Origin of the sequence: Streptomyces globisporus (assembly GCF_003501885.1) — a bacterium.
In the GTDB taxonomy this organism is placed as follows: Bacteria; Actinomycetota; Actinomycetes; order Streptomycetales; family Streptomycetaceae; genus Streptomyces; species Streptomyces globisporus_D.
Window position 1 is genome coordinate 1 of sequence record NZ_QWFA01000061.1, and the last position, 20,869, is coordinate 20,869.

Annotated in this window: 20 protein-coding genes and 2 pseudogenes; 8 read left to right on the forward strand and 14 right to left on the reverse strand. The window is 72.7% G+C overall.

The features are described 5' to 3' along the window. The 4 genes and pseudogenes from D3105_RS35315 to D3105_RS13890 form a co-directional block, all read right to left on the reverse strand. Positions 1 to 315, reverse strand: a pseudogene (locus D3105_RS35315) (hypothetical protein); the annotation flags it as partial. 247 nt (positions 316 to 562) lie between these two features. Continuing rightward, positions 563 to 1,597 carry a glutamine synthetase gene (gene glnII, locus D3105_RS13880; RefSeq protein ID WP_118903536.1) on the reverse strand — a complete coding sequence of 345 codons (1,035 nt, stop codon included), beginning with the start codon at positions 1,595 to 1,597 and terminating at the stop codon, positions 563 to 565. A 140-nt stretch (positions 1,598 to 1,737) separates the two neighbouring features. Beyond that, a complete protein-coding gene (locus D3105_RS13885; RefSeq protein WP_118903537.1) occupies positions 1,738 to 2,880 on the reverse strand; it encodes an ARPP-2 domain-containing protein in 1,143 nt (380 codons plus the stop codon). Between the two features lie 64 nt (positions 2,881 to 2,944). Beyond that, entirely contained in the window at positions 2,945 to 4,417 is a 1,473-nt protein-coding gene (locus D3105_RS13890; RefSeq protein WP_118903538.1) for a hypothetical protein, read from the reverse strand. Between the two features lie 332 nt (positions 4,418 to 4,749). Between D3105_RS13890 and D3105_RS13895 the strand changes: the two genes are divergently transcribed. After that, positions 4,750 to 5,667 carry a Gfo/Idh/MocA family protein gene (locus tag D3105_RS13895; protein WP_118903539.1) on the forward strand — a complete coding sequence of 306 codons (918 nt, stop codon included), beginning with the start codon at positions 4,750 to 4,752 and terminating at the stop codon, positions 5,665 to 5,667. Here the strand turns inward: D3105_RS13895 and D3105_RS13900 are convergent. Beyond that, positions 5,621 to 7,099 carry a PLP-dependent aminotransferase family protein gene (locus tag D3105_RS13900; protein WP_206272737.1) on the reverse strand — a complete coding sequence of 493 codons (1,479 nt, stop codon included), beginning with the start codon at positions 7,097 to 7,099 and terminating at the stop codon, positions 5,621 to 5,623. The two genes, D3105_RS13895 and D3105_RS13900, sit on opposite strands and share 47 nt — an antisense overlap. A 50-nt stretch (positions 7,100 to 7,149) precedes the next feature. Here D3105_RS13900 and D3105_RS13905 point away from each other — a divergent pair, with 50 nt between their 5' ends. Continuing rightward, positions 7,150 to 7,674, forward strand: coding sequence for a carboxymuconolactone decarboxylase family protein (locus tag D3105_RS13905; RefSeq protein ID WP_118903541.1), 525 nt, complete (start codon positions 7,150 to 7,152; stop codon positions 7,672 to 7,674). 61 nt (positions 7,675 to 7,735) lie between these two features. Here the strand turns inward: D3105_RS13905 and D3105_RS13910 are convergent, their stop codons facing one another. After that, positions 7,736 to 8,101, reverse strand: coding sequence for an ArsC/Spx/MgsR family protein (locus tag D3105_RS13910; RefSeq protein WP_240646900.1), 366 nt, complete (start codon positions 8,099 to 8,101; stop codon positions 7,736 to 7,738). 120 nt (positions 8,102 to 8,221) lie between these two features. On the opposite strand from D3105_RS13910, the gene D3105_RS13915 reads away from it, so the two are divergent. The 3 genes from D3105_RS13915 (at position 8,222) to D3105_RS13925 (ending at position 9,857) form a co-directional block, all read left to right on the forward strand. Then, positions 8,222 to 8,527 (forward strand): hypothetical protein, encoded by a 306-nt coding sequence (locus tag D3105_RS13915; protein WP_118903543.1) that lies wholly within the window; start codon positions 8,222 to 8,224, stop codon positions 8,525 to 8,527. A 177-nt stretch (positions 8,528 to 8,704) separates the two neighbouring features. Beyond that, complete coding sequence (gene cpt, locus D3105_RS13920) at positions 8,705 to 9,238, forward strand: chloramphenicol phosphotransferase CPT (protein ID WP_118903544.1); 534 nt, start codon at positions 8,705 to 8,707, stop codon at positions 9,236 to 9,238. Between the two features lie 52 nt (positions 9,239 to 9,290). Beyond that, on the forward strand, positions 9,291 to 9,857 hold the full coding sequence (locus D3105_RS13925) for a GNAT family N-acetyltransferase (RefSeq protein WP_118903545.1): 567 nt from the start codon (positions 9,291 to 9,293) through the stop codon (positions 9,855 to 9,857). Positions 9,858 to 9,889: 32 nt separating this feature from the next. On the opposite strand, the pseudogene D3105_RS13930 reads toward D3105_RS13925, so the two are convergent. Continuing rightward, positions 9,890 to 10,036 (reverse strand): annotated as a pseudogene (locus D3105_RS13930) (winged helix-turn-helix transcriptional regulator); the annotation flags it as partial. A 103-nt stretch (positions 10,037 to 10,139) separates the two neighbouring features. Here D3105_RS13930 and D3105_RS13935 point away from each other — a divergent pair. Further along, positions 10,140 to 10,517, forward strand: coding sequence for a signal peptidase I (locus tag D3105_RS13935; protein ID WP_118903546.1), 378 nt, complete (start codon positions 10,140 to 10,142; stop codon positions 10,515 to 10,517). A 209-nt stretch (positions 10,518 to 10,726) separates the two neighbouring features. Here D3105_RS13935 and glnA read toward each other — a convergent pair whose 3' ends face one another. After that, positions 10,727 to 12,136 carry a type I glutamate--ammonia ligase gene (gene glnA, locus D3105_RS13940; protein ID WP_107411111.1) on the reverse strand — a complete coding sequence of 470 codons (1,410 nt, stop codon included), beginning with the start codon at positions 12,134 to 12,136 and terminating at the stop codon, positions 10,727 to 10,729. A gap of 297 nt (positions 12,137 to 12,433) precedes the next feature. Between glnA and D3105_RS13945 the strand changes: the two genes are divergently transcribed. Next, positions 12,434 to 12,841: an RDD family protein gene (locus tag D3105_RS13945; RefSeq protein ID WP_030583696.1), complete on the forward strand. Its 408-nt coding sequence runs from the start codon at positions 12,434 to 12,436 to the stop codon at positions 12,839 to 12,841. A 90-nt stretch (positions 12,842 to 12,931) separates the two neighbouring features. On the opposite strand, the gene D3105_RS13950 is transcribed toward D3105_RS13945, so the two are convergent. From D3105_RS13950 to lipB, 4 genes are all read right to left on the reverse strand, one after another. Beyond that, positions 12,932 to 13,639 carry a DUF4191 domain-containing protein gene (locus tag D3105_RS13950; protein WP_006123960.1) on the reverse strand — a complete coding sequence of 236 codons (708 nt, stop codon included), beginning with the start codon at positions 13,637 to 13,639 and terminating at the stop codon, positions 12,932 to 12,934. A gap of 87 nt (positions 13,640 to 13,726) precedes the next feature. Beyond that, positions 13,727 to 13,927, reverse strand: coding sequence for a hypothetical protein (locus tag D3105_RS13955; protein ID WP_010057752.1), 201 nt, complete (start codon positions 13,925 to 13,927; stop codon positions 13,727 to 13,729). Positions 13,928 to 14,196: 269 nt separating this feature from the next. After that, positions 14,197 to 15,174 (reverse strand): lipoyl synthase, encoded by a 978-nt coding sequence (lipA, locus tag D3105_RS13960; RefSeq protein ID WP_069737920.1) that lies wholly within the window; start codon positions 15,172 to 15,174, stop codon positions 14,197 to 14,199. Between the two features lie 227 nt (positions 15,175 to 15,401). Beyond that, positions 15,402 to 16,229 carry a lipoyl(octanoyl) transferase LipB gene (lipB, locus tag D3105_RS13965; protein WP_118903547.1) on the reverse strand — a complete coding sequence of 276 codons (828 nt, stop codon included), beginning with the start codon at positions 16,227 to 16,229 and terminating at the stop codon, positions 15,402 to 15,404. A gap of 313 nt (positions 16,230 to 16,542) precedes the next feature. On the opposite strand from lipB, the gene D3105_RS13970 reads away from it, so the two are divergent. Next, on the forward strand, positions 16,543 to 18,159 hold the full coding sequence (locus D3105_RS13970) for a regulator (RefSeq protein WP_118903548.1): 1,617 nt from the start codon (positions 16,543 to 16,545) through the stop codon (positions 18,157 to 18,159). 37 nt (positions 18,160 to 18,196) lie between these two features. Here the strand turns inward: D3105_RS13970 and D3105_RS13975 are convergent, their stop codons facing one another. Together D3105_RS13975 and D3105_RS13980 are read right to left on the reverse strand one after the other, a co-directional pair. Further along, on the reverse strand, positions 18,197 to 19,639 hold the full coding sequence (locus D3105_RS13975; protein ID WP_118903549.1) for an FAD-dependent oxidoreductase: 1,443 nt from the start codon (positions 19,637 to 19,639) through the stop codon (positions 18,197 to 18,199). 270 nt (positions 19,640 to 19,909) lie between these two features. After that, positions 19,910 to 20,809, reverse strand: coding sequence for a TIGR01777 family oxidoreductase (locus tag D3105_RS13980; protein WP_118903550.1), 900 nt, complete (start codon positions 20,807 to 20,809; stop codon positions 19,910 to 19,912). Positions 20,810 to 20,869 lie beyond the last annotated feature (60 nt).

Sequence of the window (20,869 nt, forward strand, 5' to 3'; positions counted from 1 at the left end):
GGTGGCCCCCGGCGGGAGGAACCCCGCCACATCGGCCGGGGCCGCGACCTCGTCGCGCTCGACCGCGCGCAGCCGGTGCCGGTTCGGGTGGGCGGGCAGCGAGCGGGCGGGGACGGAGCGGGCGGTGGGATGGGCCGCAGCGGGCGCCGGGGACGCCGCGGTGGCGGCGGACGCGGCGGAGAAGGTACGAGTGTTCGCCATGAGGTCAGCTCTTTCGCGCGAGGAGTCGTCAGGGACGGACTTACGTCGTACGCGCGGACCGAAGGCCGGGGTGAGCGGCTTTAGTGGGCCTGCGCGTTCCACGCGCGGCAACACACCCGGTCGAAATCATGGTGCTGACGGGAAGGCCAGAACGGTTCGAGGTCGCTGCGACCCGACGCGATGTACTGGAAGCTGGCCATGTCCTCCATTGAAGCAGACATTGCGGCGGTGCATCAGATTCCTCCCGCCCCTCGATACGGCCCTTCGCGTTACGTTCCTCACGCGACGCCCGCCGCGCCCACGCGGAAGGGCCCGCCGGCGAACCGGCGGGCCCTTCGTACGTAAGCGATCGGTGCCTGGATCAGACCTGGTCGGCCTTCTCCAGCGCGGTGCAGCAGGTGTCGACGATCAGCCGCGTGACGACGTACGGGTCGACGTTGGCGTTCGGGCGGCGGTCCTCGATGTACCCCTTGCGGTCCTGCTCGACCTGCCAGGGGATACGGACCGAGGCACCGCGGTTGGAGACGCCGTAGCTGTACTCGTTCCACGGGGCGGTCTCGTGCAGACCGGTGAGCCGGTCGTCGATGCCCGCGCCGTAGTTCTTCACGTGGTCCATAGGCTTGGAGCCCTCACCCAGCGACTCGCACGCGGTGATGATCGCGTCGTAGCCCTCGCGCATCGCCTGGGTGGAGAAGTTGGTGTGCGCGCCCGCACCGTTCCAGTCGCCCTTGACCGGCTTCGGGTCCAGCGTCGCGGAGACGTTGAAGTCCTCGGCGGTGCGGTAGAGCAGCCAACGGGCCACCCACAGCTGGTCGGAGACGTCCAGCGGGGACAGCGGGCCCACCTGGAACTCCCACTGGCCGGGCATGACCTCGGCGTTGATGCCGGAGATCCCGAGCCCCGCCGCCAGGCAGTTGTCGAGGTGCTTCTCGACGATCTCGCGGCCGAAGATCTCGTCCGCGCCGACCCCGCAGTAGTAGCCGCCCTGCGCGGCCGGGAAGCCGCCCTCGGGGAAGCCGAGCGGCCGGTGGCCGTCGAAGAAGGTGTACTCCTGCTCGATGCCGAAGATCGGGGCCTGGCCCGCGAACTGCTCGGCGACCGGACGCAGCGCGGCCCGCGTGTTGGACTCGTGCGGCGTCATGTCGATGTTGAAGACCTCGCACAGGACGAGGACGTCGTCGCCGCCGCGGATCGGGTCCGGACAGGTGAAGACGGGCTTCAGCACCCGGTCGGACGCGTGGCCCTCGGCCTGGTTGGTGCTGGAGCCGTCGAACCCCCAGATGGGCAGATCCGCCACGTCCCCCGACGGCGCGCCGTCCATGATCTTCGTCTTGGAGCGAAGCTTGGCGGTCGGCTCGGTGCCGTCTATCCAGATGTACTCAGCCTTGAACGTCACGGACGCCATCCTTTGCGGGTGCAGCGGTCTATGCAGCGCAGCTTGGCAAGACGCGATTTCCCGTCCGTTGCCCATGTGTGAACCCCGTGTTACCGAGGTTTCCTGCGGTTTTCCGTGGGGCCCGGGAGCCTCGCCGACGCTCAGAGACTGCTCTTGAGCAGCGCCGAGAACCCGGCCGCCCGCATCCGGCGGACCAGCTCCTCCCGGCTCGACCCCAGCGCGGCGGCCGCCCGGTCCAGCTCCCAGCCGGCCCCGGCCACGGTCCGCAGCAGATGGCCCCGGCGGATCTGGGCGTCCGAGAGCCGGAACGTCTTGAGGTAGGCGACCTGCCCCTTGTGGTCGGTGATCGTCTCCCCGATGTGCTGCCCGCCCGAGTCCCGGACGAACGGTGGCAGGAAGCGCCACAGGGTGAAGGACTTCATCCGGTACACCCGGTCGAAGGCGTACGAGGTGTCCAGCAGTTCCCCCGCGAACAGGGTGTCGTGCGCCTGCGCCCACGCGCGCTCCTGCGCCCGGGCGGCCGCCCGCAGTTCGCCGAGGTCCCGGATGTGCTCCGCGCCCCCGATCCGCACCGGAGTCTCCGCCACCGGAGCCCCGTACAGCGCGTACTGGTGCACCAGCTCCCCGTAGAGGTCCTCCACCAGCGAGGCGTGCAGCAGACGGTAGTCGTCCGGGTGCGGGACGACGAACGCGGCGGCGAGCGCGTCGGAGACGTACACCATCACCCCGCACTGGCCCGGGTGGATCTCGAAGATCCGCAGCGCGTCGGCGAGCCCGCGCACCGACAGCCCGAGATACGCGTCCTCGGCGCGCGGCGAGAGCCCGTCGCGCAGGGCCGTGCGCGACCACTCCTCCCAGGCGGTCGACGGACCGCCGAAGTGCAGCGCGAGATACCCCTCCAGCGCCAGGTGCAGCGGCAGGAACCGCAGCCGGTCGCCGGGCCGCCGCTTGGCCATCCGGTGGTGCGGCACCGGCGGCAGGGGGATGGCCCGGGGCTTGTCGCCGCTCCCGAACTGGGTGCCGTACGCGGCCGACTGCCGGCCCGCCTCCGGCCCCCGGCCGTCCTCCTCGCCCGACCAGTCGGCGACCAGCCCGTGCGGAATGTACGAGAGATAGCGCTCCCGGGGCCCGAGCTCGACGATCCCCGCGCCGAGGCCCTCGTACACCTCGCGATGCAGCCGCAGCCCCTCCACCGGAACCTCGCGGAGCAGCGGGACGAGCCGGACGCCGCCCCACACCTGCGCGGGACCGGCGGTGAGGCCGGTCAGCTCCAGCCGGTTCACGGTGTCACGTCCTCTCCAGCCGCCCGTGCGGTGCGTGCGGTCGTCGGCGCCGAATCCGGCCGCATCACGAGGCCGCCCCCTCACCGGTGAACCGGGCCACCTGCCGGTCCAGATACGTGTACAGCTCCGCAGGGCCCGTGCGCCCCTCGGCGAACCGGGCGATCTCCACCAGGGCGGGCAGATCCTCCGCGTCCCGGATCCCGGCCGTCGCCACCCCCGCCGCCAGCCGCCGCACGTCGAAACCCTGCGCGTCGTATACGGGGTTGACGTGCACCACCGCCGTCCGCCGCGCCGGATCCAGCCGACGCCGCCACACCCGCAGCACCTCGCCCGCCAGGCCCGCCGGGGCGTTGTCCCAGCCGTCCGAGACGATCACCAGCCGGTCCGGAGCAGCCCCGTCGGCCCCCGGCTCCAGCGCGTCCAGGATCCGCATCCCCAGCGGGGTCGGCCCCCACGGACGGACGAGCAGCGCGTCGCCCGCCCCCGAGATCCACAGCCCCCGGTACGCCCCCGGCGCGGCGAGCACCTCCAGCAGATGGTGGCAGGCCAGCGCCACGGCGAGCGGCCGACGCCGCTTCTGCCCCGAACCGGACGAGGAGAAGCTGTCGTCCAGCACCGCGTGCACCCGCCCCCAGCTCCCCGCGTGCGCACCCGCCGCCCGCCGGGCCGCCGCGCGCAGGGCGCCGGTCAGCTCGGCCCGGCGCTCGGAGCGCTCCTCGAAGCCGAGCGACAGCACGTACAGCGCGAGCCGGGTCAGCGGCATCACGGTCAGATCGACGTCCGGCCGCCGGTCGCCCACCGTCCGCTGCTCCTGGGTGCGCAGCCGCTCCAGCCGGGTCATCCGGGGCGCGGCCCGCTTCAGGAACACCTCGCGCTTCATCCCGTGCTTGGCGGCGAACCCCTCCGCCACGGTGAACGGCAGCTCGGCCACGGCCCCCTGCTCGTAGTGGGCGCGCCGCCAGGCGTCCAGCAGCGGGTGCTCGTACCGCGGCAGCTTGCCCGGCCGGAACAGGAACGCGCCGATCTCGGCGATCGGCTCAGCGCCCTCGGGGCAGGGCAGATGGATATGCCGGGCGACGGTCTTCACCCCGGCCCGGTACTTCACCGCGTCATGGCCCAGATCGGGCCGGGCGGCCAGCCAGCCCCGCATGATCGCCCGGGTGCGCCGGTTGTTGACCTTGGCGCGGCGCAGCTCGCCGAAGAGCCGGTAGACGCGCTGCGGCGGCAGCGCCGCCAGCCGGGCCGCGATGAGCCGGCCCTCGGTGCGCCGCTCCTCGGGGGACGCCTCGTCCGCGGTCTCCAGCAGGCGGCGCACGATGAGCGCCGCGTTGTGGTGGTTGATGTCCAGCGCCAGCGAAGCCGCGTACACCCGGCGGTAGTTGACCCGTACGTAGGTGTGCAGGAAGTCCAGGGAGAGCTGCTGGCCGACGGCGGACGAGCGGAACTCGCGCTGCCCGGTCGCGGTGATCGCCGCGTTCACGAAGAGGAGGACGTCCTCGGCGGCAACGAGGTCGGCGCGGCTGTCGGGCGTGTTCATGGTCGTCCCCCGGGTGGCTGGAGTGCCGGCCGGGGAATGGGGGCGCGAACAGCGAAATCATTGCTTCAAAGGCACGTCTCGGAAGTCGCACCGGAGTCCCGCGACCGGCTCGGGAAACGTAACGGGGCGGGGCGGCTTCGCGCCACCGGATTCGGGTCCCGTCGTCCGTCAGGGTCCGGCGCGGGTTCGGGGCCTGGGGTCTTTCGGGCCCCGGCGTCCGGCGGGGCTCGGCGACGTTCGGGTCCCGGCGCCGCCCGCGACCAGGCGCGACGTGGGCACCGGGCCCCGGGCCTCCTGTCCGCACGCCCGCCGAGCCCGGCACACTGGCACGTATGACGACTGCGGACACCACGCCTCCTCTGCGCATCGGCCTCCTCGGCACCGGCCCCTGGGCCCGCAACACCCAGGCCCCCGCGCTCGCCGCCCACCCCGGCGTCGAGCTGAGCGGAGTGTGGGGCCGCAGGGCCGAGGCGGCGGACGCCCTCGCCGCCGCGCACGGGACCCGGGCGTACGCGGGCGAGGAGGGCATCGACGCGCTCCTGGAGGCGAGCGACGCGGTGGCCTTCGCGCTGCCGCCGGACGTCCAGGCCCCGCTCGCGGTCCGTGCGGCGGAGGCGGGCTGCCACCTGCTGATGGACAAGCCGGTCGCCACGACGGTCGCCGGGGCCCGTGCGGTGGCCGAGGCGGCGGAGAAGGCGTCGGTGGCCTCGGTCGTCTTCTGCACGCTGCGCTTCGCGCCCGAGACCTCCGCCTGGATCGCCGAACAGGCGGCGGTGGACGGCTGGTTCACGGCTCGCGCCCAGTGGCTGGGCTCGCTCTACGCCGCCGGTTCGGACAGCGAGTACGCGGACTCCCCGTGGCGGCGTGAGAAGGGCGGTCTGTGGGACGTGGGCCCGCACGCACTGTCCGTGCTGATCCCGGTCCTGGGAGACGTCGAGCACCTGACGGCCGCTGCCGGACCGGCCGACACGACGCACCTGATCCTGCGCCACACCTCCGGCGCGTCCAGCACGGTGACCCTCGGGCTCAGCGCCCCGCCCGGCGCGGCGGGCGTCGAGATCGAGGTGCGGGGCGAGCGGGGCACGGCGTCGATCCCGGGCTGGGCCGGCGCGGAGACCGCGTTCCGGGGCGCGGTGGACGCCTTGGCCGAAGCGGTACGCACGGGAGTGCCGCACGCCTGCGACGCGCGCTTCGGCCTCCACCTCACGGAGCTGCTGGCGGCTGCGGAGGAGCAGGCACAGGCGGGCTGACCGGCGGCAGGGAGCGGCACAGGGCGTCGAGGGCCTCCGGGTAGGCGGATTCGGCAGGGGTGGCGTACCCGACGACGAGCCCGTCGCGGCGGGGGGCGGGGGTGTCACCGGCCCCAGCGGCGAGAGGGGCAGTCTCCGCCCCCGGATGCAGATAGTCGCCCAGCCCCTCCACCGCGAGCCCCTGCCAGGCCGCCGCCCGGAGCGCCGACCGCTCGGTGCCGGGCGGCAGTTCCAGCACCGCGTGGAGGCCGGCCGCGATCCCGGTGACCCGGACGTGCGGGGCCCGCGCGTGCAGGGCGGCCACCAACTGGTCCCGCCGGCGACGGTGGCGCTGCCGCATCCGGCGTACCTGCCGGTCGTACGCCCCCGACTCCACGAAGTCCGCGAGGGTCAACTGCTCGGTGGCGCTGGAGAACTGCTCCCGCTCGCCCTTGGCCGCGACGACGGGGGCGACGAGCCGCTGGGGCAGCACCATCCACCCGATCCGCAGAGCGGGGGAGAGGCTCTTGCTCACCGATCCCACCAGCACCACATGCTCGGGATCGAGCCCCTGGACGGCTCCCACCGGCTGCCGGTCGTAGCGGAACTCCCCGTCGTAGTCGTCCTCGACGACGAGCCCGCCGGTGGCCCGGGCCCAGTCGACGACGGCCGCGCGCCGCGCGGGGTGCAGGGGCCCGCCGGTGGGGAACTGGTGGGCGGGCGTGAGGAGTACGGCCCGGTCGCGGCGGGTGAGCCCGTCGACCCGGGCGCCGTCCGCGTCCACGCCGAGCGGTCGGGTGCCGACCCCGTGGGAGGCGAGCAGCTCGCGGTGGAAGGGCAGCCCGTACTCCTCCGCGGCCCACGGCCCGCCGACCACGTCCGCGAGCAGTCGCAGCCCGTGCGCGGCCCCGGAGCACAGGACGATGCGCTCCGGCGAGGCCCGCACCCCGCGCACCCGGGCGAGATAGCCGGCCAGGGCCCGCCGCAGCTCGGGCCGCCCGTGCGGATCGCCGGGCCCGAAGGCGTCGTCGGGGGCGGCGGCCAGCGCCCGCCGGGCCGAGGCCAGCCAGGCGGTGCGCGGGAAGACCGAGGGGTCCGGCTGCCCCTGGACGAGGTCGTGGACCGGGCGGGCGGTGCGCTCGGGGGTACGGGGCCGGTGCACCGGGGTGACCGGGGCGGCCCGCTCGGCGACCCGGGTCCCCGAGCCCTGGCGGGCGGCCAGCCACCCTTCCGCGACCAGCTCCGCGTACGCGTCGGCGACGGTGTTGCGGGCCAGGCCCAGGTCGGCGGCGAGGGAACGGTAGGGCGGCAGCCGGGTGCCCGGGGCGAGCCGCCCGCTACGCACGGCCTCGCGCAGCGCGTCCATCAGCAGGGCCCGGCGGTTACCGGTGCCGGAGAGTTCCAGGGGCAGATCGCTGCCCAGGATCTCCGCGGAATTGACCCATGAATCCATCACAGAAGTGCACCCCACGCCCAGTCGCTTGTCGCCCTAGATTCGTACCCATGACGACGACGGAGATCAAGACGAACGACCGCACCACCACTCCCGCCCCCACCGTCCGGCCCAACACGACCACGACCACTCCCCGGCTGAACTTCGCGAAGGCGGCCCCGAAGGCGTTCCGGGCGGTGATCGGCATGGACGCGGCGGCCCGCGAGGGCCTGGACCCGACCCTGGTCGAGCTGGTCCAGATCCGCGCCTCGCACCTGAACCGGTGCGCGTACTGCCTGCACATGCACACCACGGACGCACGCAGGGCGGGCGAGAGCGAGGAGCGCCTGCACATGGTCGCGGTGTGGCAGGAGGCGGACCACTTTTTCACGGACCGGGAACAGTCCGCCCTGGCCCTGACGGACGCGGTCACCCGGATCGGCGACGCGGGTGTGCCGGACGAGGTCTACGACCGGGCGGCGGCGCACTTCACCGAGGAGGAGCTGGCCCACCTGCTGGCCCTGATCTTCACGATCAACACCTGGAACCGCATCGCCCTGTCCACGGCGAAGCGTGCTGGCACGGACGAACGCTGAGGCCGCCCGGCGTCCGGCCCCGGGGGCTCACAGGAGCCGGATCGACAACGGGTCCACGGCCTCAGGCGCCACGCCCCAGCGCGTCCCGCACCGCGTCCTCGCTCCGCGCCACCACGGCGGTGCCGTCCTCGGCCGTGATGATCGGCCGCTGGATCAGCTTCGGGTGCTCGGAGAGGGCGGCGATCCACCGCTCCCGGGAACCGGCGTCCCGCGGCCAGCCCTTGAGGCCCAGCTCCTTCGCCGCAGCCTCCTGTGTCCGCGTGATGTCCCACGGCTCCAGACCGAGCCGGTCCAGCACGGCCCGGATCTCCTCGGGCGACGGCACGTCCTCCAGGTAGCGGCGGACGGTGTAATCGGCCCCTTCGGCGTCCAGCAAGGTCACCGCGCTGCGGCACTTGGAACAGGCGGGATTGATCCAGATCTCCATGGGGCCCAGGGTACGCGAGGGGCTGCCGAAATGGCCTCTGGCCAGGGGCGATTGTCAGTGGGGGGCAGTAAAATGGAGGGAGTTCGTGAGGGTCCCACCACGCTGCCAGGAGGACGCCGAATGGCCGTTGCCACAGTCACGACCGAGCCGCTCGACCGACAGCTCCCGATGCCCTTCCACCCGCCGCTTCCCGCGCCGCCCGCGAAGAAGCGGCTGCCCGCGGGCCGCCCCCGCGAGTGGTACGTCTCCCACAACCGCCGCCTCAAGGCCATGCGCCTGGCCATCGCCCTGCTCGACAGCGGGGTCTATCAGCCCTCCAGCGCCGGCAACCACCGGATACGGATCACGGCCGAGCGCATGGGCATCCACCCGCCGTCCGACACCACCTGCCGCATGGTCCGCGCCCTGATCCGCTACGGCCGCTGACCGGAACCGACCACCACTGCCCCCGGACCCGTCCGAGACGTGTCCGGGGGCACCCGGCTCCCGGGCTCCGCCCGTACGGGACCATGGCCCCGACCGCACAAGGACACGGGCGAAGGGGCATCACCATGGCTGCCGATCGACCTGGAACACCGCACGCCTTGCCTCTACCGTGTCCGGGTGACCATCCAGGTGATCGTGCTGAACGGCGGCTCCAGCTCCGGCAAGTCCGGCATCGTCCGCTGCCTCCAGGCGGAGCTGCCGACCCCGTGGCTGGCCGCCGCGATCGACACCTTCGTGGACTCCCTGCCCGCGTCCCTGAGGTCGGCAGGCGAAGGCATCGGGTTCGCGGCGGACGGCGGCGTGGCCATCGGCGAGGAGTTCCGGAGACTGGAGGCGGCCTGGCGCGAGGGCGTGGCCGCGACGGCCCGGGCGGGCGCGAACGTCATCATCGACGACGTGTTCCTCGGCGGCCCCGCCTCCCAGGAACCCTGGCGGAAGGCGCTCACGGGCCTGAACGTCCTGTGGGTGGGCGTCCGGTGCGCGAGCGAGGTGGCCGAGGCCCGCGAGATCGCCCGGGGGGACCGCCCGAGGGGCATGGCCGCAGCGCAGGCGGAGAAGGTGCACCGAGAAGTGTCGTACGACCTGGAAGTGGACACGACACACATGGAGTCCCTGGCCTGCGCCAGGACGATCGCAGCCCACGTAACCTGACCGCCCGATTGGGCGACCTGCCCCTACACCCCTCCCACCCTGCTGGAGCGAGATGACCGACCTGTGGACCGGCGAGAGAGTACGCCTGCGGGGCATCGAACCCCAGGACTGGGAGGGCTTCCGGGCCCTGGCCCTGCACACCGTGGACGCCCGCAACGCCGACGTGGTCGAACCCCCGCGCTCGGACGAGAGCTTCCGCGCCTGGGCCACCGAGCGCGCCGGCCGCACCCCGAACCCGGCCTCGTACCAACTGGTCATCGAGACCCGCTTCGAGCACGCCTTCGTCGGCGCGGTGTCGGTGGGCGAGACGGACACCCGGGCGGGCCGCTTCCGTACGGGCATCGAGGTCACCCGCGAACACCGCCGCCAGGGCTACGCCGCCGAGGCCACCGAACTGATCCTCACCTACATGTTCGCCGAACAGCGCTGCCACAAGTGCGAGGTGGAGGTCTACGCCTTCAACGACGCCTCCCTGGCCCTCTACCGCAAACTCGGCTTCGTGGAGGAGGGCCGCCTGCGCCAGCACGAGTACTTCGCGGGCGCGTACCACGACGTGGTCCTGCTGGGCATCACGGCGGACGAGTACTGGGCGGGACGGGCACGGCCCCTGCTGCGGTGAGGGTGGCACCGGCGACGGAGGGCCGTCGCGGATGGCTGCTGACGATGGACCTCCCGGTGCACCGGGCCGCTCGCCTCCAGCTCCCGCAGCTGCAGGGTCAGCATGCGCTCGCTGATACCGGACACCGTGCGCCTCAACTCGCCGAACCGCAAAGGCCCTTCACCGAGCGAGAACAGAATCTCAGGACTCCCGACCGGGCGGCGTAGCGCGTGTCTTCTGCGGCGGCGATCTGCCGAAGGCGTGGAACGTGGATGCCTGACAGCCGCTGCTAGCGTCCCCCACGTGAATGACACCGTGTACGTGGGCAACGCGGGCAAGGACGCGCCCTTGGACCGAGGATGGCTCCTCGGGCACTTCAAGGACGTCGGCGACCCGCGCTACAGCGAGGCCGTGGAGATCAAATGGGGCGTCCACCCTCGTGCCGACAGGCGATCGCAGTGGGTGAGGGGCGAGGAGCGCACGGCTCTCCTGGTTCTCATCAGTGGCCGCTTCCGCGTCGAACTGCCGGACCGTGACGTCCTGCTGGAGGAGCAGGGCGACTACGTCGTGTGGGGGCGCGGAGTCGATCACTCATGGTTCGCGGAGGAGGAGTCGGTGGTCCTGACCGTCCGCTGGCCGTCCGTGCCGGGCTATGTGGTGCTGGAGGAGGATCAGGCGTAACTCGGCAGCCGTCTGGCGCGGCACCTTCCGGCCACATGCTCCCTGCCCCTGCCGTCAGCCTGCACGGGGACGAGGTCGCAGGACTCCTGCACAAGAGCCCGGACCTTCTGGGGCAGCCGGCGCAGGAGACCGTACGGCCGTGGGCCGCCACCTCCTGCTGGAGGTGGCGGCCCACGGTACTTCGGAGCGCGGAGGCCCGAAAGGTCTTCCTAGATGTCGAAGTACAGCTCGAACTCGTGCGGGTGCGGCCGCAGCTGGATCGGGGCGATCTCGTTCGTGCGCTTGTAGTCGATCCACGTCTCGATCAGGTCCGACGTGAAGACGCCGCCCGCCTGGAGGTACTCGTTGTCCGCCTCCAGGGCGTCGAGCACGGCCGGGAGGGAGGTCGGGACCTGCTGGACGTTGGCGTGCTCCTCGGGAGCCAGCTCGTAGAGGTCCTTGTCGATCGGCTCGGCCGGCTCGATCTTGTTCTTCACGCCGTCCAGGCCCGCCATCAGCAGCGCGGAGAACGCGAGGTACGGGTTGGAGGACGGGTCCGGGGCGCGGAACTCGACGCGCTTGGCCTTCGGGTTCGAGCCGGTGATCGGGATGCGCATCGCGGCGGAGCGGTTGCGCTGCGAGTACACCATGTTGACCGGGGCCTCGAAGCCGGGGACCAGGCGGTGGTAGGAGTTCACCGTCGGGTTGGTGAAGGCCAGCAGCGACGGGGCGTGCTTCAGGATGCCGCCGATGTAGTAGCGGGCGGTGTCCGAGAGGCCGGCGTAACCCTGCTCGTCGTAGAAGAGCGGCGAGCCGCCCTGCCACAGCGACTGGTGCACGTGCATGCCCGAGCCGTTGTCGCCGAAGATCGGCTTCGGCATGAAGGTCGCGGTCTTGCCGTTGCGCCAGGCGACGTTCTTCACGATGTACTTGAAGAGCATCAGATCGTCGGCCGCGGCGAGCAGCGTGTTGAACTTGTAGTTGATCTCCGCCTGGCCGGCCGTGCCGACCTCGTGGTGCTGGCGCTCGACCTGGAGGCCGTTCTTGTCCAGCTCCAGGGAGATCTCGGCCCGCAGGTCGGCGAAGTGGTCCACCGGCGGGGCCGGGAAGTAGCCGCCCTTGTAGCGGACCTTGTAACCCCGGTTGTTCTCCAGCGCACCGGTGTTCCAGGCACCGGCCTCGGAGTCGATGTGGTAGAAGCTCTCGTTCGCCGACGTCTGGAAGCGGACGTTGTCGAAGACGTAGAACTCGGCCTCCGGGCCGAAGTACGCGGTGTCCGCGATGCCGGTCGAGGCGAGGTAGGCCTCGGCCTTCTTGGCGATGTTGCGCGGGTCACGGCTGTACTGCTCGCCCGTGATCGGGTCGTGGATGAAGAAGTTGATGTTGATCGTCTTGTCGCGGCGGAACGGGTCCACCCGAGCCGTCGACAGGTCCGCGCGCAGCGCCATGTCCGACTCGTGGATGGCCTGGAAGCCGCGGATCGACGAACCGTCGAAGGCCAGTTCCTCGGCCGGGTCGAAGGTCGCTGCCGGGATCGTGAAGTGCTGCATCACCCCGGGCAGGTCGCAGAACCGGACATCGATGAACTTGACGTCGTTGTCCGCGACGTACTTCTGCACTTCGTCGGCGTTCTGGAACATCCAACTCCTCCTCCTCCCGACCCGGGAGGGGCGGGGGTTGTGTAGCTCGTGGTGCGGCCAGTGCGGTGGCGCACGCTGGACCCGACCATAGGCAGGCTCGATTTCTCAAGCGTGACCCATTTGTTTCGCCCAAGTTAACCGGGGCGGTGGTGGGCGGCATCTCAGCGGCGGTCTCCGTGCGGCTGTTTCCGTGCCCCGCCCGGCCGGGCCCAAACCCGGGCGCAGTACCGTGGACGGGTGGACAACAGGCAAGCAATCGGATCGTGGCTCTCGGGGCCCCGCGCGGCCGCCGAGGAGATGGGTGCCGACTTCGGCTACCGCGGCAAGGGCCTCGGGCTGCCCGAGGAGGGGCCCGGCTCGATCGCGCCGCTCGGCCGGCGCTTCGGAGCCATCTTCATCGACTGGACCCTCTGCATGCTGATCGCATACGGGCTGTTCGCTCGCGGTGACCAGCAGGCGGCGGGGAACTGGGCGCTCGGGATCTTCCTCGTGATGAGCCTGCTGACCGTCGGCACCGTCGGCTGCACGCCCGGGAAGCGGCTGCTGGGCGTGCGCGTGGTCGCCGACGACGGCGGGCGGCTCGGGTTCGTGCGCGTCGCCGTGCGGACCGTGCTGCTCCTGCTCGTCATCCCCGCGCTCGTCTGGGACCGCGACGGGCGTGGTCTGCACGACCGGCTGTCGCGCTCCGTTCAGATCCGGATGTGACCTCTCCCGGACGGCCCGTACGGAGATGCGAAACGGGGCGGCCCCGGACCTGTGAAGGTCCTGGGGCCGCCCCGTTTCCGTAGGTCGCGGTCAGCGCATCTTTCCGCCGCGCGGCATCCGCATGCCCTTCGGCATCGGGCCCTTCGGCAGCGGCATGTTGCTCATCAGGTCGCCCATCGCGCGCAGCCGGTCGTTGGTGGTGGTCACCTGCGGGCCGGTCAGGACGCGGGGAAGCTTCAGCATCTTGGTGCGGACCTTCTTCAGGGGCACCTGGCCCTCGCCGTTGCCGACGATGATGTCGTGCACCGGCACGTCCACCACGATGCGGGCCATTTTCTTCTTCTCGGCCGCCAGCAGGCCCTTCACCCGGTTCGGGTTGCCCTCGGCGACCAGGACGATGCCGGCCTTGCCGACCGCCCGGTGGACGACGTCCTGGCTGCGGTTCATCGCCACCGCGGGGGTGGTCGTCCAGCCGCGTCCGATCCGGTCCAGGACGGCGGCCGCCGCTCCGGGCTGGCCCTCCATCTGACCGAAGGCCGCCCGCTCGGCGCGGCGGCCGAAGACGATCGCCATCGCGAGGACGGCCAGGACGAAGCCCAGGATGCCCAGATAGACCGGGTGGCCGATCGCGAAGCCGATGCCGAGGAGGACACCGAACGTGACGATTCCGACACCTGCGACGACAAGACCGATCTTGCTGTCGGTCCGCCTGGTCATCTTGTAGGTCAGGGCGATCTGCTTGAGTCGCCCCGCGTTCTCGGCGCTGTCCGCGCCTTCAGTTTTTGCCTTCCTCGCCATGTACTGAAGTTTACGTGGCGAGGGAGCGACCCAGGAACGTGGGAGCGTCCCGGGAATGTGCGAGCGACCCGGGGACGCCGGAGCGATCTAGGAACGGTGGCCGGCCACGGCGTCCAGCACGTGCTGGGCCTCCACCCGGTCCTTGGCGCGGCGGCGGTCCTCCAGGACGGCCGTCCAGGCGTTGCGGCGGGCGGTGCGCTGGCCGCTGCTCAGCAGCAGCGACTCGACGGCGCGCAGGGCGGTGGTGACGGACGGAAGGGCGTGGGCGCGGACCGGTGCGGCCTGCATCGTGGTGTTCCCCCTCGGAATGGATGCGCCCGGTGGCGCGGATGAGTGCGGGAAGCAGTGACGGCGGCGGCTGCTGGAGTCGCTGCCGCACGTGTACCTAGGGTCACTGCTCGGTGTTACCAGCGCGTGACCGGGCGGTCAAACACCAATGAAGCCTTGATTCCGGTGCCGCGCACGCCGAAGCGGTCCGTACGCGTCCCTCACCTGCGGGGAGCGTCCGGACCGCTTCGGTCATGCAGTGTGGGCGTGGTGGCCGCTCGTGAGCGGATTCACACGGCCGGTGCGGCCTGGACGGTCCCGGCGGCGACACCGCGCGCGTCCATCGCCTGCTGGAAGAGCCGCCCCGCGCGGTACGAGGACCGCACCAGCGGACCCGACATCACGCCGGAGTAGCCGATCGCGTCGGCCTCGTCCTTCAGCTCGACGAACTCGTGGGGCTTCACCCAGCGCTCGACCGGGTGGTGCCGTACGGAGGGGCGGAGGTACTGCGTGATCGTGATGAGCTCGCAACCCGCGTCGTACAGGTCCTGGAGCGCCTCGCTGACTTCCTCGCGGGTCTCGCCCATGCCGAGGATCAGGTTCGACTTGGTCACCAGACCGGCCTCGCGGGCGCGGGTGATGACCTCCAGGGAACGCTCGTAACGGAAGCCGGGGCGGATCCGCTTGAAGATCCGCGGCACCGTCTCCACGTTGTGCGCGAGCACCTCGGGGCGCGAGGAGAAGACCTCGGCGAGCTGCTCGGGCTCCGCGTTGAAGTCGGGGATCAGCAGCTCGACCTTGGTCGCGCCGGCCTCCCGCTCCGCTGTGAGCGTGTGGATCTGGCGGACGGTCTCCGCGTACAGCCAGGCGCCGCCGTCCTCCAGGTCGTCGCGGGCGACGCCGGTGATGGTGGCGTAGTTCAGGTCCATCGTGACGACGGACTCGCCGACGCGGCGGGGCTCGTCACGGTCCAGCGCCTGCGGCTTGCCCGTGTCGATCTGGCAGAAGTCGCAGCGCCGGGTGCACTGGTCGCCGCCGATGAGGAAGGTGGCCTCGCGGTCCTCCCAGCACTCGAAGATGTTGGGACAGCCCGCCTCCTGGCAGACCGTGTGCAGGCCCTCACCCTTCACCAGCTGCTGCAGCTGCTTGTACTCGGGGCCCATCTTCGCCCGCGTTTTGATCCACTCGGGCTTGCGCTCGATGGGGGTCTGGCTGTTCCGGACCTCCAGGCGCAGCATCTTGCGCCCGTCGGGTGCGACAGCGGACACTCCGGCTCCCCTTTGCTCTCTGCTGCGTTGGATTCGCGTCGGGTTCGCGTGGGATGCGCGAGCGATGCGCGAGGGATTCACTTTGGATTCTTCGGCGAACACCAGGGTACGCCCCTACATCGAACGGCCTTACGTCTGGCCAACCTGCGGCCGGCGGGGCCTATTCCCCGGACGGCCTACTGGTCGGTAGTGCCCGTGGTTCCCCCGGCCGGCGCGGTTGCGGCTCCTCACGCCGGGACGGCGGGGACTGCGGGGACCGTGGCCTGTGGCCGTTCGATCTCGCGAGGTGCGAGGTCCGCGTTCTCCAGGATGTCCCGCAGATGCTTCTCGACGACCGGCAGCACCTCCTCGATCGTGATCTCCCGGCCCAGTTCGCCTGAGAGGGATGTGACCCCGGCGTCCCGGATGCCGCACGGGACGATCCGGTCGAACCAGGTGTTGTCCGGGTTCACGTTGAGCGCGAAGCCGTGCATCGTGACGCCCTTGGCGACCCGGATGCCGATCGCGGCCAGCTTGCGGTCCTCGCGGCGCTGGCCCGCGTTGGACGGGGCGTACTCCGGGCCGTTCAGCCGGGGGTCGAACTCCTCGTCCTGGAGCCTCGGGTCGAAGTCGAGCGAGAGCCCGCCCAGCGCCTGGCGCTGCTCGACCGGGTCGCCGAGCACCCAGACCCCGCTGCGGCCCTCGACCCGGGAGGTCTCCACGCCGAAGTCGGCGGCCGTGCGGATCAGCGCGTCCTCCAGCCGGCGCACATGTGCGACGACGTCGACCGGGCGCGGCAGCTTCTGGATCGGGTAGCCGACGAGCTGCCCCGGGCCGTGCCAGGTGATCTTCCCGCCGCGGTCCACGTCGATGACGGGGGTGCCGTCGAGCGGACGCTCGTTGTCCGCCGTGCGGCGGCCCGCGGTGTAGACGGGCGGGTGTTCCAGGAGCAGACAGGTGTCCGGCACCCGGTCCTCGAACCGGTCCGCGTGCACCTCGCGCTGCTTCTGCCAGGCCTCCGTGTATTCGACGGCCTGTTCGCCGAAGCCCAGACGGACGAACCGCAGCTCGCTCACCGATGCCTCCCTCTGTGGGCCCCGCAGGCCCGGAGGGGTGTCCCCGGGATGACGGTGCCCTGCACTGATCGCGCCCCCATCCACTGTACGACCGTCGCCCGAACGGCCCCCCGGCAGGTGGAACGGCCGTCTCACGCGTAAGCCGGTCGCGCACTCATGTGTCGGGCGTTTCCGTCAGCTCTGTCCGGAATCCTCACACGATCGGATGAACGTGGAGCAAAGGGTGGCAGTGACCGCCCCGGTGGCCGCTAAATTCGCGCCGTTCCCATGAGGGCTGCCCGTCCGGCCCCGAAGGCAGGAGACCGTAGAGCTGATGTCGGAACGACCCTCGCAGCGCACGCCCAACCGCCGACTCGCCTCACTCATCGCGGAAGCCGGGTTCTCCCACGCGGGCCTCGCCCGCCGGGTCGATCAGCTCGGCCTCGAACACGGCCTCGACCTGCGGTACGACAAGACCTCGGTCACCCGCTGGCTGCGGGGACAGCAGCCGCGCGGCACCACCCCCGCGCTGATCGCCGAGGTGTTCACCCGGCGGCTCGGGCGGCGGCTCTCCGCGCAGGACCTCGGGCTCGACGCCTGCGCCCCCGTCTACGCGGGGCTGGAGTTCGCGGCCACCCCCGCCGAGGCGGTCGACATCGTCAGCGGCCTGTGGCGCAAGGACTCGGGTACGCACACGGAGCTGCGCAAGATCGCCTTCACGCCCGCCGGGCTCGTCGTCCCCAGCCGTGACTGGCTGATCGGCCGGGCCGACGAAGGGGTGGCCCGGGACGGCGGGGCCGCCCGCCGCGCCGGGGGAGAGGCCGGGGGCGCCGCTGCGGGGCGCATGGACCCGGGGCGTACGGACGGAGTGTCGCGCGCCGAGGCCCGCACCCTGCCGCGCCCGCCCGCCGGACCGCACCGGCCCACCCCGTCGGGGCCGGCCGCCACGCACCCGCCCGCGGCGCACCCGCCCGCCGCCGGGGCGCACCCCGGGGCCGGGGCGCTGCCCGTGGTCCCGCGCCAGCGCCAGACGGGCCGCGGCCCCGGCCAGCGGGTCGGCACGGGGGACGTCGCCGCGCTGCGCTCGGTCGGCGAGCTCTTCCGCACCCTGGACCACGCCTACGGCGGCGGGCACGCCCGGCAGGCCCTCGTGCGGTATCTGGAGCACGAGGCCGAGCCGATGCTCCGGGGCACGTACGGCGAGGCCACCGGGCGGCGGCTGTTCGCCGCAGTCGCCGACCTGACCCGGCTGGCCGGCTGGACCTCGTACGACATCGCCGCCCACGGTCTCGCCCAGCGGTACTTCGTCCAGGCGCTCCGGCTCGCCCAGGCCGCCGGGGACCGCGGTTACGGCGCCTACGTGCTGCTCACGATGAGTCGGCAGGCCATCTACCTCGGCCACGGCAGGGAAGCCGTTCAGCTCGCCCGCGTCGCCCAGCAGGGCATCGGCTCGGCCGCCCCGCCCCTCGTCCAGGCGCTGCTGCACGCCGTCGAGGCGCGCGGCCACGCGGTGCTCGGCGAGGCCCGCTCCTGCACCGCCGCGCTGACCCGCGCCGAACACGCCCTGGAGACCGCGCGCCCCGGCGACGAGGTGCCGCACTGGGCCCGCACCTTCGACGAGGCACAGCTCGCCGACGAGCTGGGCCACTGCCACCGCGACCTCCAGCAGTACCGGGCCGCCGCTCAGCACGCCGAGCGCTCGCTCCAGCTGCGCGCCCCGGCGTACGCCCGCAGCCGACTGTTCTGCCGGGTGGTCCTCGCCTCGGCCCGCCTCGGCCTGGGCGAGCTGGAGCAGGCCTGCCAGCTCGGCGCGGAGGCGGCCCAGCAGGCGGCCGAGATGCGCTCGGTACGCGCCACGGAGTACGTCCGCGCCTTCGAGCGCAGCCTGGAGCCGTACCGGGACGCGGTCGCCGTACGCGGGTACCGCGACCGGGTCGCGGCCCTCGGCTGAGCCCCGAGCCCGCAGCACCCGGGGCGGGGGCCGGGGCTCACGCGGCCCGGGGCAGGCTCCCCTCGTGCGCGCCCGGCACGCCCAGGTCCGTGAGGATCGCCCCGGCCGCCCGGTGGCCCGAGTGCAGCGCGCCCTGGACCGTGCTCGTGTCGCGGTGGTCGCCGCACACGTACAGCCCGGCCAGCACCCGCACCGGGCGGCGCGGGTCGTGCGGGGCCTCCATCGCGGGCACCGCCTCCGGTTCGTGATGGGCCGCCAGCAGCTCCCAGTCGTCCGTGGTGACGCCGTACAGCGCCGCCAGATGCGTCCGCACCGAGCGGTCCAGGTCCGGCGGCGGCGTCCCGAGTACCGTCGAGGTGATCAGCGCCCGGCCCTCCGGCGCGCGCGAGGGGTCGACCTCGCTCATCACCGAGGTGTACGCCACCGGGCCCGACCGGTCGCCGTCCAGCACCAGCGACCTGCCCGTGGGCGGCGGGGCGGGCGCGGTGTGGTGAAGGACCGTCACCGGGCGGAAGGACGGCACCCGCAGCCCGGGCAGCAGCTCGGCCGCGGCCCCCGCCCCGGTCGCCAGCAGCAGCGAGCGGCAGCCCAGTTCGCCGTGTTCCTTGGTGCGTACGGAGGTGATGTCGGCGGCCGTCACGTGCACCCCGGTCCGGACCGTGCCCGGGGGCAGCGCGGCCGCCAGCAGCTCCGGCAGCGCGGCCGATCCGCCCGCCGGTACGCACAGGCCGCCGCGCGCGTAGTCCCGCAGCGCCAGATCGGCGGACCGGCTCGACGTGGTGAGGGCGGGGTCGCTGAGCAGCGCGGCCAGCAGCGGGCGCAGGATGCCGTCCACCGTACGGCCGGGCAGCCCCACCCCGGCCAGGGCCTCGGCGGCCGACCGCTCCGGGCGGGCCAGCAGCCGGGCCTCCGGCGTGAGCGCCAGCCGGTGCAGCGCCGCGCCCAGCCGGGCCCGGTCGATCGCGCCGGTCACCACGCCGCCCCGGCCGCCGCCGCGCGCCGGAGCGCCGAGCTCCTGCCCGTACACGCCCTGTGCCGAACCGGCGGAGCCGGAGGCCGCAGGAGTCCCGGAAGCCGCGGAACCCCGGAGCGCGCGGGGCGTGCGCGGAGCGCGATGGGCCCAGGGGGCGCTCGATCGGGTGCGCGCCGCTTTGAGTGCGCCCCTCGCGCTCCGTATGTCGCCGGTGAGATGGCGGCGGCCCTCACTGTGGACCAGGACCCCCGGCGCGAACTCCCGCAGCTCCGGGGCGCCGAGCCCCGGGGTGCCGGTCAGCTCGGGCCAGGCGGTGCAGAGCAGCGGGCCGAGGCGGTCGAGCCGGAAACCGTCCACCGCGTCGGTGACGAGCCGGCCGCCCACCCGGGGCGCGGCCTCCAGAACACTGACGCCGAGCCCTGCCCCGGTCAGCAGATGGGCCGCTGACAGGCCGGCTATTCCGGCCCCGATGATGATCACGTCTGCGTGATGTGCCGTGCTGCGCACGTGCCCCTCCCCGAGTCGGTGCGACTGGTGGGGGGTTCTTGCCCCCAACAGGTCCCCGGAAAGCCGGAGTTCGCATCGAGGCTAGGAGGATGGCTGATACTGGGTCAGACGCGCGCCGGGGAGCACCGGGGCACGGGGTCGCACACGCGGTCCGAGCGCGCGCAGGACGGTCCCGGGCGCTCGCACACGCGCCGCCCAGCTCGGACGGCCATGTGCCCCGCCCGGCCCGGACGGCTGCACGCGCCGCCCGGCCCCGTAGGCGCGACCGGCTCAGCGCAGTGCGGCGCGGATCGCCCCGTCGATGTCGGGGAAGGCGAACGAGAAGCCGGAGTCCAGCAGCTTCGCCGGGATGACCCGCTGACTGCCCAGCACGTCCTCCGCGAACTCCCCGAGCGCCAGCTTCAGCGCGGGCGCCGGCGCGGGGAACAGCGTGGGACGGCGCAGCACTCGGCCCATGGCGGCGGTCACCTCGGCGTTGGTGACCGGCCTCGGCCCGGTCAGGTTCACCGGCCCGGTCAGTGACTCCGTGTCCAGGATGTGGCGCAGCGCCGCGACATGGTCGTGCAGGGCGATGAAGCTCCAGTACTGGCGGCCGTTGCCCAGCTTCCCGCCCAGACCCGCCTTGAACAGGGGGAAGAGCCGCCCCCAGGCACCGCCTTCGCGGCCGACGACCAGTCCGGTCCGGGCGTGCACGGTGCGCACCCCCGCCTCCTCGGCGGCGGCGGTGGCCGCCTCCCACTCCTCGCAGACCGACGGCAGGAACCCGTCCCCGGGCGGCGCGCTCTCGTCCACCGGGGAGCTTCCGGTGTCGCCGTAGAAGCCGATGGCGGACCCGGAGAGCAGGACCCGGGGCGGGGTGTCGAGCGAGGCGACGGCCTCGGCGACGGCGGCCGTGCCCAGGACCCGGCTGTCCCGGATCTCCCGCTTGTACTCCTCGGTCCAGCGGTGGTCGCCCACTCCGGCCCCGGCCAGGTGCACGATCGCGTCGCAGCCGACGAGGCCGGCCACGTCCACGTAACCCCGCTTGGGGTCCCACTCGACCTCGTCGCCGGTTCTGGCGGGCCGACGCACCAGGCGGGCCACCTCGTGCCCGTCGGCGCGCAGCGAGCGCACCAGCGCAGCTCCGATGAGTCCGGACGATCCGCTGACGGCGATACGGGAGCTCGGCATGGGCCCATCCTGCCCCATCAAACGCCTCGAACACCGGGAACACCCCATGACACAGTGACC

Excerpts from the sequence above, each read along its gene's own strand:
- D3105_RS13895 (WP_118903539.1), top strand. The coding sequence starts at position 4,750 with ATGACGACTGCGGACACCACGCCTCCTCTGCGCATCGGCCTCCTCGGC.
- D3105_RS13925 (WP_118903545.1), top strand. The coding sequence starts at position 9,291 with ATGACCGACCTGTGGACCGGCGAGAGAGTACGCCTGCGGGGCATCGAA.
- D3105_RS13900 (WP_206272737.1), bottom strand. The coding sequence starts at position 7,099 with ATGGATTCATGGGTCAATTCCGCGGAGATCCTGGGCAGCGATCTGCCC.
- D3105_RS13905 (WP_118903541.1), top strand. The coding sequence starts at position 7,150 with ATGACGACGACGGAGATCAAGACGAACGACCGCACCACCACTCCCGCC.
- D3105_RS13980 (WP_118903550.1), bottom strand. The coding sequence starts at position 20,809 with ATGCCGAGCTCCCGTATCGCCGTCAGCGGATCGTCCGGACTCATCGGA.
- D3105_RS13915 (WP_118903543.1), top strand. The coding sequence starts at position 8,222 with ATGGCCGTTGCCACAGTCACGACCGAGCCGCTCGACCGACAGCTCCCG.
- D3105_RS13955 (WP_010057752.1), bottom strand. The coding sequence starts at position 13,927 with ATGCAGGCCGCACCGGTCCGCGCCCACGCCCTTCCGTCCGTCACCACC.
- glnA (WP_107411111.1), bottom strand. The coding sequence starts at position 12,136 with ATGTTCCAGAACGCCGACGAAGTGCAGAAGTACGTCGCGGACAACGAC.
- D3105_RS13910 (WP_240646900.1), bottom strand. The coding sequence starts at position 8,101 with ATGGAGATCTGGATCAATCCCGCCTGTTCCAAGTGCCGCAGCGCGGTG.
- D3105_RS13950 (WP_006123960.1), bottom strand. The coding sequence starts at position 13,639 with ATGGCGAGGAAGGCAAAAACTGAAGGCGCGGACAGCGCCGAGAACGCG.
- D3105_RS13970 (WP_118903548.1), top strand. The coding sequence starts at position 16,543 with ATGTCGGAACGACCCTCGCAGCGCACGCCCAACCGCCGACTCGCCTCA.
- D3105_RS13945 (WP_030583696.1), top strand. The coding sequence starts at position 12,434 with ATGGGTGCCGACTTCGGCTACCGCGGCAAGGGCCTCGGGCTGCCCGAG.
- D3105_RS13890 (WP_118903538.1), bottom strand. The coding sequence starts at position 4,417 with ATGAACACGCCCGACAGCCGCGCCGACCTCGTTGCCGCCGAGGACGTC.